The sequence below is a fragment of the Citrobacter sp. Cpo126 genome, assembly GCF_030332445.1.
Lineage (GTDB): Bacteria > Pseudomonadota > Gammaproteobacteria > Enterobacterales > Enterobacteriaceae > Citrobacter > Citrobacter portucalensis.
The window spans coordinates 20,453-32,861 of record NZ_JAOWHT010000020.1 but is presented as its reverse complement, the minus strand read 5'-3'; the positions used below and the strand labels follow the sequence as shown (position 1 = coordinate 32,861).

The following is a 12,409-nucleotide window of genomic DNA, read 5'->3' as shown; positions in this document are numbered from 1 at the left end:
TCCCGGGGATTCAAAAATTTGCCGCCTTCCTGTAACACGAAATTCATCGTTCATTCAGCACAGACCGCCAACAATTATTGGTGTCGGTGGCGTATTTGTGGTATAAAGCGCGCCGGACTTCCGATCCATTCGAAGACTACACACGATGGACGGGAGCGACAAATCTCACTTTGTGTAACAACACACACGTATCGGCACATATTCCGGGGTGCCCTTTGGGGTCGGTAATATGGGATGCGTGGAGGCTTAACCCCAACTTTTATATATAGAGGTTTTAATCATGGCAACTGTTTCCATGCGCGACATGCTCAAGGCTGGTGTTCACTTCGGTCACCAGACCCGTTACTGGAACCCGAAAATGAAGCCGTTCATCTTCGGTGCGCGTAACAAAGTTCACATCATCAACCTTGAGAAAACTGTACCGATGTTCAACGAAGCTCTGGCTGAACTGAACAAGATCTCTGCTCGTAAAGGTAAAATCCTTTTCGTTGGTACTAAACGCGCTGCAAGCGAAGCGGTGAAAGAAGCTGCTAACAGCTGCGACCAGTTCTTCGTGAACCATCGCTGGCTGGGCGGTATGCTGACTAACTGGAAAACCGTTCGTCAGTCCATCAAACGTCTGAAAGATCTGGAAACTCAGTCTCAGGACGGTACTTTCGAAAAGCTGACCAAGAAAGAAGCGCTGATGCGTACTCGTGAGCTTGAGAAACTGGAAAACAGCCTGGGCGGTATCAAAGACATGGGCGGTCTGCCGGACGCTCTGTTCGTAATCGATGCTGACCACGAGCACATTGCTATCAAAGAAGCAAACAACCTGGGTATCCCAGTATTTGCTATCGTTGATACCAACTCTGATCCGGACGGTGTTGACTTCGTTATCCCGGGTAACGACGACGCAATCCGTGCTGTGACCCTGTACCTGGGCGCTGTAGCTACTACCGTTCGTGAAGGCCGTTCTCAGGATCTGGCTTCCCAGGCGGAAGAAAGCTTCGTAGAAGCTGAATAATAAGGCACGCTCGTTAGAGCGACCCCTTATATATCCAAGATAATTCGAGTTGCAGGAAGGCGTTGACGCAACGAATCCCCCGGAGCTTACATAAGTAAGTGACTGGGGTGAGTAAGGAAAACAACGCACCTGCAGCTGGAAGAATGACGGATATAGGCCAGGTAGTATCACGTTTGGTTAGGGGGCCTGTATATGGCCCCCTTTTTCACTTTTAAATCTGTGCGGTTTCATGCCGGGCAGATCAAATCTTCCGAGGATTTTAGAATGGCTGAAATTACCGCATCCCTGGTAAAAGAGCTGCGTGAGCGTACTGGCGCAGGCATGATGGATTGCAAAAAAGCACTGACTGAAGCTAATGGCGACATCGAGCTGGCAATCGAAAACATGCGTAAGTCCGGTGCAATCAAAGCGGCGAAAAAAGCAGGCAACGTTGCTGCTGACGGCGTAATCAAAACCAAAATCGACGGCAACATCGCTTTCATTCTGGAAGTTAACTGCCAGACTGACTTCGTTGCTAAAGATGCTGGTTTCCAGGCATTTGCTGACAAAGTACTGGACGCTGCCGTTGCTGGCAAAATCACTGACGTTGAAGTTCTGAAAGCACAGTTCGAAGAAGAACGTGTTGCTCTGGTTGCTAAAATCGGTGAGAACATCAACATCCGTCGCGTTGCTTCCCTGGAAGGCGAAGTTCTGGGTAACTACCAGCACGGTGCTCGTATCGGTGTTCTGGTTGCTGCAACTGGCGCTGACGAAGAACTGGTTAAACAGCTGGCAATGCACGTTGCTGCAAGCAAACCAGAATTCGTTAAACCGGAAGACGTTTCCGCTGAAGTGGTAGAAAAAGAATACCAGGTTCAGCTGGACATCGCTATGCAGTCTGGCAAGCCGAAAGAAATCGCAGAGAAAATGGTTGAAGGCCGCATGAAGAAATTCACCGGCGAAGTTTCTCTGACCGGTCAGCCTTTCGTCATGGAACCGAGCAAATCTGTTGGTCAGCTGCTGAAAGAGCATAACGCTGACGTAACTGGTTTCATCCGCTTTGAAGTGGGTGAAGGCATCGAGAAAGTTGAGACTGACTTTGCAGCAGAAGTTGCTGCGATGTCCAAGCAGTCTTAATTTTTAAAGGAGCCGCCTGAGGGCGGCTTCTTTTTGTGTCTGGCTTGTAAATTCAGCGAACCGCTATAGTGGTCATGCTGAAAAGCGACATACAATGTCGCCGGAATTAACTCATCTCATTCGTTGACAGTCTCAGGAAAGAAACATGGCTACCAATGCAAAACCCGTCTACAAACGTATTCTGCTTAAGTTAAGTGGCGAAGCTCTGCAAGGTTCAGAAGGCTTCGGTATTGATGCAAGCATCCTCGACCGCATGGCTCAGGAAATCAAAGAGCTGGTTGAGCTGGGTATTCAGGTTGGCGTAGTGATTGGTGGTGGTAACCTGTTCCGTGGCGCTGGTCTGGCGAAAGCGGGGATGAACCGCGTTGTGGGCGACCACATGGGCATGTTAGCCACCGTAATGAACGGTCTGGCGATGCGCGATGCGCTTCACCGCGCCTATGTGAACGCTCGCTTGATGTCCGCAATTCCTCTGAACGGCGTGTGTGATAACTACAGCTGGGCCGAAGCTATCAGCCTGCTGCGTAACAACCGCGTTGTTATTTTGTCTGCGGGTACCGGCAATCCGTTCTTCACCACCGATTCTGCAGCCTGCCTGCGCGGTATTGAAATTGAAGCGGATGTGGTTCTGAAAGCCACCAAAGTCGATGGCGTATTTACTGCCGACCCGGCTAAAGATCCAACGGCGACTATGTACGAACAGTTGACCTACACTGAAGTACTGGATAAAGAGCTGAAAGTAATGGATCTTGCCGCGTTCACGCTGGCTCGTGACCACAAATTACCGATTCGTGTCTTTAACATGAACAAACCAGGTGCACTGCGCCGTGTTGTTATGGGTGAAAAAGAAGGCACGTTAATCACGGAATAATTCCCGTTGCGGCTAAATGCAGGTAATATTCCGCTTTAATGTCGCGGGATACGTCCCTCAAAATTAATCAAGACTATACTTGTCACATCTTGCGTGGCGGGTATGGTCTGACTGAAACAAGCTTTCAAGGATTCGTAACGTGATCAACGATATCAGAAAAGATGCTGAAGTACGCATGGACAAATGCGTCGAAGCGTTCAAAAACCAAATCAGCAAAATTCGCACGGGTCGTGCTTCTCCTAGCCTGCTGGATGGTATTGTCGTGGAATATTACGGCACGCCGACTCCGCTGCGCCAGCTGGCAAGCGTAACGGTTGAAGATTCCCGTACCCTGAAAATCAACGTATTTGACCGTTCTATGGGTCCAGCCGTTGAGAAAGCAATCATGGCTTCCGACCTCGGTCTGAATCCAAGCTCTGCGGGCTCTGACATCCGCGTTCCGCTGCCGCCGCTGACTGAAGAACGTCGTAAAGATCTGACCAAGATCGTACGTGGTGAAGCTGAAGGCGCGCGTGTTGCGGTACGTAACGTACGCCGCGATGCAAACGACAAAGTGAAAGCGTTGTTGAAAGAAAAAGAGATCAGCGAAGATGACGATCGCCGTTCTCAGGACGACGTACAGAAACTGACTGACGCAGCAATCAAGAAAGTTGATGCGGCGCTGGCAGAGAAAGAAGCAGAACTGATGCAGTTCTGATTCGCCTGTACGCTAAAAACGCCGCTTAGAAGGCCTGATAAGGCTGGATGGCGGCGTTTTGCTTTTTTCTGTCTACATACTCTAAATAATTCAAGTTGCAGGAAGGCGGTGACGCCAAAGGTCGAGTAAAGCCAACGTACATGCAACTTGAAGTATGACGAGTAAAATTCTTCTGGATGTCCGATGAAGCAATTAACCATCCTGGGATCAACCGGTTCCATTGGTTGCAGTACGCTGGATGTAGTACGCCATAACCCGGAAAAATTTCGTGTTGCTGCGTTGGTGGCGGGTAAAAATGTTGCCCGTATGGTAGAGCAATGCCTGGAGTTTGCGCCTCGCTATGCGGTAATGGATGATGAAAAAAGCGCGGCACAGGTAAAAGCTGCTCTTTTGGCACAGGGTAGCCGTACCGAGGTGATGAGCGGGCAGCAGGCTGCCTGTGATATGGCTGCGCTGGATGATGTTGATCAGGTCATGGCGGCGATTGTCGGCGCAGCGGGTTTGCTGCCGACGCTGGCGGCAATTCGTGCGAGCAAAAGCATTTTGCTGGCGAATAAAGAATCTCTGGTGACCTGCGGTCGTCTGTTTATGGACGACGTGAAACGCCACAAAGCGCAGCTTTTGCCGGTAGATAGCGAGCATAACGCGATTTTTCAGAGTTTACCGCAACCTATCCAACACAATCTGGGATACGCTGACCTTGAGCAAAACGGCGTCATGTCAGTTCTGCTTACCGGGTCTGGTGGCCCATTCCGTGAAACGCCATTGCGCGATCTGGTCTCTATGACCCCCGATCAGGCATGCCGTCATCCGAATTGGTCGATGGGACGAAAAATCTCTGTCGATTCCGCCACCATGATGAACAAAGGTCTGGAATACATTGAAGCGCGTTGGTTATTTAATGCCAGTGCAAGCCAGATGGAAGTGCTGATTCACCCGCAGTCGGTTATTCATTCGATGGTCCGTTATCAGGATGGTAGTGTTCTGGCGCAGTTGGGTGAACCTGATATGCGTACACCTATTGCCCATACGATGGCATGGCCAGAACGTGTGACGTCCGGTGTTAAGCCTGTCGACTTTTGCAAACTCAGTGCGTTGACGTTTTCCGCACCTGATTACCAGCGTTATCCGTGCCTGAAACTGGCGATGGACGCGTTTGAGCAAGGTCAGGCGGCGACGACCGCACTCAATGCCGCGAATGAAATTACCGTTGCCGCATTCCTGGCGCAGCAGATCCGATTTACCGATATTGCCGATCTCAATTTATCTGTACTGGATAAGATGGATTTGCAGGAACCGCAGAGCGTTGACGACGTGTTGAAGGTCGATGCCATCGCGCGGGAAGTCGCCAGAAAAGAAGTGATGCGACTCTCAAGCTGATGATAATCCCTCTACGGAGAATCGTGCTATTTGTTAGCGTTGGGCTTCAGTGATATAGTCTGCGCCACCCGATCGCGGGTATTTGCTTTTTTTCGGTCGGGTAAGCCGTGGTTTGACACGGCTTTTTTGTGGATAGGCTTCAGTATTCCTGAGTACCGTAAATCCTTTCAGGGACTAATAACGCGTTATGTTGTCTGCAACTAAACCATTAAGCGAAAATTTGCCAGCACATGGTTGTCGCCATGTCGCAATTATCATGGATGGCAATGGCCGCTGGGCGAAAAAGCAAGGGAAGATTCGCGCCTTTGGGCATAAGGCTGGAGCAAAATCCGTCCGCCGGGCTGTCTCTTTTGCTGCAAATAACGGTATTGATGCGTTAACGCTGTATGCCTTTAGCAGTGAGAACTGGAACCGACCTGCGCAGGAAGTGAGCGCGTTAATGGAACTGTTTGTGTGGGCACTTGATAGCGAAGTGAAAAACCTGCATCGCCATAACGTACGCCTGCGTATTATCGGGGATATCAGTCGATTTAACTCACGTTTGCAAGAACGGATTCGCAAATCAGAAGCGATTACCGCCCAGAATACCGGGTTGACGCTGAATATTGCAGCGAATTACGGTGGACGGTGGGATATTGTCCAGGGAGTCAGGCAACTGGCACAACAGGTGCAGGACGGTGTGCTGCATCCTGAGCAAATCGATGAAGAGATGCTTGGGCAGCAAATTTGTATGCATGAGCTGGCTCCTGTGGATTTAGTGATAAGGACTGGGGGAGAGCACCGAATTAGTAATTTTCTGTTGTGGCAAATTGCCTACGCCGAACTTTACTTTACCGATGTTCTCTGGCCCGATTTCGATGAACAAGACTTTGAAGGTGCGCTGCATGCCTTTGCTAATCGTGAGCGTCGTTTCGGCGGCACCGAACCCGGTGATGAAAAAGCCTGATGGGGGTCGCTTTTGCTGAAGTATCGCCTGATTTCTGCTTTTGTTTTAATACCCGTTGTCATCGCGGCGCTGTTTTTGCTGCCGCCGGTGGGGTTCGCCATTGTTACGTTGGTCGTCTGTATGTTGGCCGCCTGGGAATGGGGACAGTTAAGCGGTTTTACCACGCGTACGCAGCGAGTCTGGCTGGCGGTTTTGTGCGGGCTATTGCTGGCACTGATGCTATTTTTGCTGCCAGAATACCATCGCGATATCCATCAACCGCTGGTTGAAGTATCGCTGTGGGCGTCGCTGGGCTGGTGGGTCGTAGCGCTGTTACTGGTATTGTTTTACCCAGGGTCTGCGTCGGTCTGGCGTAATTCCAAAACATTACGCATAATTTTCGGCGTGTTAACCATTGTCCCGTTCTTTTGGGGAATGCTGGCGCTGCGTGCATGGCACTATGATGAGAATCATTATAGTGGCGCGCTATGGCTGCTGTATGTCATGATCCTCGTCTGGGGAGCGGACTCTGGTGCGTATATGTTTGGTAAGCTATTTGGCAAACATAAGCTGGCACCGAAGGTTTCTCCTGGTAAAACCTGGCAGGGTTTTTTTGGCGGACTCGCCACTGCGGCCGTGATCTCATGGGGTTATGGCATGTGGGCGAATCTTGAAGTTGCGCCTGTCACCTTGCTCATTTGCTCCATCGTTGCAGCCCTGGCCTCCGTGCTGGGTGACCTGACCGAGAGTATGTTTAAGCGTGAAGCAGGTATTAAGGACAGTGGTCACTTAATTCCAGGACACGGCGGTATTCTGGATCGTATTGATAGCCTGACGGCTGCGGTACCGGTCTTTGCCTGCCTGTTGTTACTGGTGTTCAGGACGCTCTAACGGATGGTCTTATGCTGAGTATTCTCTGGAATTTGGCTGCATTCATCATCGCACTTGGTGTGCTTATCACCGTGCATGAATTTGGTCATTTCTGGGTTGCGCGGCGCTGCGGAGTCCGCGTCGAACGCTTTTCCATTGGCTTTGGAAAAGCGCTTTGGCGGCGTACCGATAAATCAGGTACGGAATACGTCATCGCCATGATTCCCCTCGGCGGTTACGTCAAAATGCTGGATGAGCGCGCTGAACCGGTCGCACCGGAATTGCGCCATTACGCCTTCAACAATAAAACGGTTGGACAACGTGCTGCTATTATCGCCGCGGGTCCGATTGCAAACTTCCTTTTTGCTATTTTTGCTTATTGGCTGGTGTTTATCATTGGTGTCCCTGGCGTTCGTCCGGTTGTTGGTGAAATAACACCCAACTCGATTGCTGCACAGGCGCAAATTCAGCCGGGTACGGAACTAAAAGCGGTTGATGGCATCGAAACCCCTGATTGGGATGCCGTGCGATTGCAACTGGTATCCAAAATTGGCGATGAGCATACGACCCTCAGCGTGGCGCAGTTTGGCAGTAACCAGCGACAGGACAAAACGCTGGATTTACGCCATTGGGCATTTGAGCCAGACAAAGAGGATCCTGTCTCTAGTTTGGGCATGCGTCCGCGCGGTCCGCAGATTGAACCGGTACTGTCAGAAGTGCAGGTTAACTCCGCTGCAAGTAAGGCAGGTTTGCAAGCTGGCGACAGGATCGTTAAAGTCAATGGTCAGTCGCTGACGCAATGGATGACGTTCGTGACGCTGGTGCGCGATAATCCGGATACGCCGTTAGCGCTAGATATTGAAAGACAAGGAAGTTCCTTGTCTTTAACGTTAACCCCAGATTCAAAACAGGTTAACGGTAAGGCAGAAGGGTTTGCGGGCGTGGTGCCTAAAGTTATTCCTCTGCCTGATGAGTATAAGACTGTACGCCAGTATGGGCCATTCAGCGCCATCCTCGAAGCCTCGGATAAAACGTGGCAGTTGATGAAGCTGACGGTCAGTATGCTGGGAAAATTGATTACCGGTGATGTAAAACTGAACAACCTCAGTGGGCCGATTTCTATCGCCCAGGGGGCTGGGATGTCAGCGGAGTTCGGGATTATTTATTACCTGATGTTCCTTGCGCTTATCAGCGTGAACTTAGGGATAATCAACCTGTTTCCGTTGCCCGTTCTTGACGGGGGGCATCTGCTGTTCCTGGCGATAGAAAAGCTGAAGGGCGGTCCGGTATCCGAGCGGGTTCAAGACTTTAGTTATCGCATTGGCTCTATCTTGCTGGTGTTGTTAATGGGGCTTGCACTTTTCAATGATTTCTCTCGGTTGTAAGAGAGTGTTAGGAAGAACGCATAATAACGATGGCGATGAAAAAGTTGCTCATAGCGTCGCTGCTGTTTAGCAGCGCCACCGTATACGGTGCTGAAGGGTTCGTAGTGAAGGACATTCATTTCGAAGGCCTACAGCGAGTCGCCGTTGGTGCGGCTCTCCTCAGTATGCCGGTGCGCACAGGCGACACGGTTAATGATGAAGACATCAGTAATACCATTCGTGCTCTGTTCGCCACCGGAAACTTTGAGGATGTCCGCGTCCTGCGCGATGGTGATACCCTTCTGGTTCAGGTAAAAGAACGTCCGACGATTGCCAGCATCACTTTCTCCGGTAACAAATCGGTGAAAGATGACATGCTGAAGCAAAACCTCGAGGCGTCTGGCGTGCGTGTTGGCGAGTCTCTGGATCGCACAACGCTTGCCGATATCGAAAAGGGCCTGGAAGATTTCTACTATAGCGTCGGTAAGTACAGCGCCAGTGTGAAAGCGGTGGTGACGCCGTTGCCGCGTAACCGCGTTGACCTCAAGCTGGTCTTCCAGGAAGGTGTTTCGGCGAAGATCCAACAGATCAATATCGTCGGCAACCATGCCTTCTCGACTGACGAACTTATCTCTCACTTCCAGTTGCGTGACGAAGTACCGTGGTGGAACGTGGTGGGCGATCGTAAATACCAGAAACAGAAGCTGGCGGGCGACCTTGAAACCCTGCGTAGCTACTATCTGGATCGCGGTTATGCTCGTTTCAACATTGATTCCACTCAGGTCAGCCTGACGCCGGATAAAAAAGGCATCTACATCACCGTTAACATCACTGAAGGCGAGCAGTACAAGCTTTCTGGGGTTCAGGTGAGCGGTAACCTGGCCGGGCACTCCGCCGAAATTGAGACCCTGACGAAGATCGAGCCAGGTGAACTCTATAACGGCACCAAAGTGACCAAAATGGAAGATGATATCAAGAAGCTTCTGGGTCGCTATGGCTATGCCTATCCGCGCGTACAGTCGCAGCCTGAAATCAATGACGCCGACAAAACCGTTAAATTACGTGTAAACGTGGATGCGGGTAACCGTTTCTATGTGCGTAAGATCCGTTTTGAAGGTAACGACACTTCTAAAGATTCCGTTCTGCGTCGCGAAATGCGTCAGATGGAAGGTGCATGGTTGGGCAGCGATCTGGTCGATCAGGGTAAAGAGCGTCTGAACCGTCTGGGTTACTTTGAAACCGTTGATACCGATACTCAGCGTGTTCCAGGCCGTCCGGATCAGGTTGATGTAGTCTACAAGGTCAAAGAGCGTAACACCGGTAGCTTTAACTTCGGCGTCGGTTACGGTACCGAGAGCGGCGTGAGTTTCCAGGCTGGCGTTCAGCAAGATAACTGGTTAGGTACCGGTTATTCTGTCGGGATTAACGGCACCAAAAACGACTACCAGACCTATACTGAGTTGTCTGTCACTAACCCGTACTTCACCGTTGATGGTGTGAGCCTTGGTGGCCGCGTCTTCTATAACGACTTTGAAGCGGATGATGCAGACCTGTCCGACTATACCAACAAAAGTTATGGTACAGACGTGACGCTGGGCTTCCCGGTCAACGAATACAACACGTTGCGTGCGGGCCTGGGTTATGTACATAACAAACTGTCCAATATGCAGCCGCAGATCGCAATGGATCGTTATCTTGAGTCGATGGGACAATCCGCTGATACCAGCAGTTTTGCCGCTGATGATTTCACCTTTAACTACGGTTGGACATACAACAAGTTAGACCGTGGTTATTTCCCGACAGACGGTTCGCGTGTCAACCTGAACGGTAAAGTCACCATTCCGGGTTCAGACAACGAATACTACAAACTGTCGATGGATACCGCGACCTATGTGCCGATCGATGACGATCACAAGTGGGTTGTTCTGGGGCGTACCAAGGTAGGTTATGGGGATGGCATTGGCAGCAAAGAGATGCCGTTCTACGAGAACTTCTACGCCGGTGGTTCCAGTACCGTGCGTGGCTTCCAGTCCAACACCATTGGTCCGAAAGCGGTTTATAAAAATGGTGCCAGAACTGACTGGGACGACGGTGATAACGAAGAATGTACTCAGGCTTCAGGCTGTAAATCAGATGATGCGGTAGGTGGTAACGCCATGGCTGTCGCCAGCCTGGAATTTATTACCCCGACGCCGTTCATCAGCGATAAGTATGCTAACTCGGTCCGTACCTCCTTCTTCTGGGATATGGGTACCGTTTGGGATACGAACTGGGATCCGTCATCTGCGCCGTCGGATGTGCCGGACTATAGTGATCCGAGCAATATCCGTATGTCAGCGGGTATCGCGTTACAATGGATGTCCCCATTGGGGCCGTTGGTTTTCTCCTACGCCCAGCCGTTCAAGAAGTACGATGGAGACAAAGCGGAACAGTTCCAGTTTAACATTGGTAAAACCTGGTAACTGTTCTTCGCAAAGGAATGTAGTGGTAGTGTAGCGATGACTTTAGGCGATCTTGCATGGGATCGCCTGGCCACGCAAAGAACTGCACCTTCGGGTGCAAATGGGATGGTAAGGAGTTAATTGTGAAAAAGTGGTTATTAGCTGCAGGTCTCGGTTTAGCGATGGCAACGTCCGCACAGGCTGCTGACAAAATTGCAATCGTCAATATGGGTAGCCTGTTCCAACAGGTTGCACAGAAGACGGGTGTTTCTGCTACTCTGGAAAACGAGTTCAAAGGCCGTGCCAGCGAACTGCAGCGTATGGAATCCGATCTGCAATCTAAAATGCAGCGTCTGCAATCAATGAAAGCGGGTAGCGATCGTACCAAGCTGGAAAAAGACGTTATGGCTCAGCGCCAGACTTTCTCTCAGAAAGCTCAGGCTTTCGAGCAGGATCGTGCACGTCGTTCCAACGAAGAACGTGGCAAACTGGTTACTCGTATCCAGACAGCGGTGAAATCTGTTGCTAACAGCCAGAGCATTGATCTGGTCGTTGACGCAAACACCGTTGCATACAACAGCAGCGATGTAAAAGACATCACCGCTGACGTACTGAAACAGGTTAAATAAGTAATGCCTTCAATTCGACTGGCTGATTTAGCAGAGCAGTTGGATGCAGAATTACACGGTGATGGCGATATCGTCATCACCGGCGTAGCGTCCATGCAATCTGCGCAAACTGGCAATATCACGTTCATGGTGAATCCTAAATACCGTGAACATTTAGGCGTATGCCAGGCGTCTGCCGTTGTGATGACGCAGGACGATCTTCCTTTTGCTAAGAGTGCGGCGCTGGTAGTGAAGAATCCCTACCTGACCTATGCACGTATGGCGCAAATTTTAGATACCACGCCTCAGCCTGCACAGAACATTGCACCCAGTGCAGTGATCGATGCAACGGCGAAGCTGGGTAATAATGTCTCTGTGGGCGCAAATGCGGTCATTGAGTCTGGCGTAGAACTGGGCGATAACGTGGTTATCGGTGCAGGTTGCTTCGTCGGAAAAAATACCAAAATCGGTGCAGGTTCACGCTTGTGGGCGAATGTGACGATTTACCACGACATCCAGATCGGTGAAAATTGCCTGATCCAGTCCAGCACTGTCGTTGGATCTGATGGATTTGGTTACGCGAACGATCGTGGTAACTGGGTGAAGATCCCCCAGCTTGGTCGCGTGATTATCGGCGATCGCGTCGAGATCGGCGCTTGTACCACCATTGACCGTGGTGCTCTGGACGATACTGTGATCGGTAATGGTGTTATCATTGATAACCAGTGCCAGATTGCGCATAACGTTGTGATTGGCGACAATACGGCGGTAGCCGGTGGCGTCATTATGGCGGGTAGCCTGAAGATTGGCCGTTATTGCATGATTGGCGGTGCCAGCGTGATCAATGGGCATATGGAAATATGCGACAAAGTTACGGTAACTGGCATGGGTATGGTGATGCGTCCTATCACTGAACCTGGCGTCTACTCCTCAGGCATTCCGCTACAACCCAACAAGGTATGGCGTAAAACAGCTGCACTGGTGATGAATATTGATGATATGAGCAAGCGCCTCAAAGCGATTGAGCGCAAGGTTAATCAACAAGACTAAAGCACCGTTTTTGCATGTCTGACTTTTCGGCCTGTCCCATTCATACGATTGCGACAGGCCGTGTTATTATTGCCTTTTAGT

11 protein-coding genes are annotated in these 12,409 nt (G+C 50.6%); all 11 read left to right on the top strand.

Annotated features, from left to right (window positions below):
- The first annotated feature begins 280 nt into the window (after nt 1–280).
- Nucleotides 281–1,006, top strand: a complete 726-nt coding sequence (gene rpsB / locus OGY17_RS00965; protein ID WP_003018553.1) for a 30S ribosomal protein S2 — start codon at nt 281–283, stop codon at nt 1,004–1,006.
- A 264-nt stretch (nt 1,007–1,270) separates the two neighbouring features.
- Nucleotides 1,271–2,122 carry a translation elongation factor Ts gene (tsf, locus tag OGY17_RS00960; RefSeq protein ID WP_003018551.1) on the top strand — a complete coding sequence of 284 codons (852 nt, stop codon included), beginning with the start codon at nt 1,271–1,273 and terminating at the stop codon, nt 2,120–2,122.
- Nucleotides 2,123–2,267: 145 nt separating this feature from the next.
- Nucleotides 2,268–2,993, top strand: a complete 726-nt coding sequence (pyrH, locus tag OGY17_RS00955) for a UMP kinase (RefSeq protein ID WP_003018549.1) — start codon at nt 2,268–2,270, stop codon at nt 2,991–2,993.
- A gap of 139 nt (nt 2,994–3,132) precedes the next feature.
- Nucleotides 3,133–3,690 carry a ribosome recycling factor gene (gene frr / locus OGY17_RS00950; RefSeq protein ID WP_003018547.1) on the top strand — a complete coding sequence of 186 codons (558 nt, stop codon included), beginning with the start codon at nt 3,133–3,135 and terminating at the stop codon, nt 3,688–3,690.
- A gap of 183 nt (nt 3,691–3,873) precedes the next feature.
- A complete protein-coding gene (gene ispC / locus OGY17_RS00945) occupies nt 3,874–5,070 on the top strand; it encodes a 1-deoxy-D-xylulose-5-phosphate reductoisomerase (RefSeq protein ID WP_003829176.1) in 1,197 nt (398 codons plus the stop codon).
- 187 nt (nt 5,071–5,257) lie between these two features.
- Nucleotides 5,258–6,016: a (2E,6E)-farnesyl-diphosphate-specific ditrans,polycis-undecaprenyl-diphosphate synthase gene (gene ispU, locus OGY17_RS00940; protein WP_008786266.1), complete on the top strand. Its 759-nt coding sequence runs from the start codon at nt 5,258–5,260 to the stop codon at nt 6,014–6,016.
- Nucleotides 6,017–6,028: 12 nt separating this feature from the next.
- On the top strand, nt 6,029–6,886 hold the full coding sequence (gene cdsA, locus OGY17_RS00935) for a phosphatidate cytidylyltransferase (RefSeq protein WP_008786267.1): 858 nt from the start codon (nt 6,029–6,031) through the stop codon (nt 6,884–6,886).
- 11 nt (nt 6,887–6,897) lie between these two features.
- Nucleotides 6,898–8,250 (top strand): sigma E protease regulator RseP, encoded by a 1,353-nt coding sequence (gene rseP, locus OGY17_RS00930; RefSeq protein ID WP_003829173.1) that lies wholly within the window; start codon nt 6,898–6,900, stop codon nt 8,248–8,250.
- A 29-nt stretch (nt 8,251–8,279) separates the two neighbouring features.
- Nucleotides 8,280–10,691, top strand: a complete 2,412-nt coding sequence (bamA, locus tag OGY17_RS00925; RefSeq protein ID WP_032942405.1) for an outer membrane protein assembly factor BamA — start codon at nt 8,280–8,282, stop codon at nt 10,689–10,691.
- A 122-nt stretch (nt 10,692–10,813) separates the two neighbouring features.
- The gene (gene skp / locus OGY17_RS00920; protein ID WP_016151765.1) at nt 10,814–11,299 is read left to right on the top strand and encodes a molecular chaperone Skp; all 486 of its coding nucleotides are present in this window, start codon (nt 10,814–10,816) and stop codon (nt 11,297–11,299) included.
- A 3-nt stretch (nt 11,300–11,302) separates the two neighbouring features.
- Entirely contained in the window at nt 11,303–12,328 is a 1,026-nt protein-coding gene (gene lpxD, locus OGY17_RS00915; RefSeq protein ID WP_003018531.1) for a UDP-3-O-(3-hydroxymyristoyl)glucosamine N-acyltransferase, read from the top strand.
- Nucleotides 12,329–12,409 lie beyond the last annotated feature (81 nt).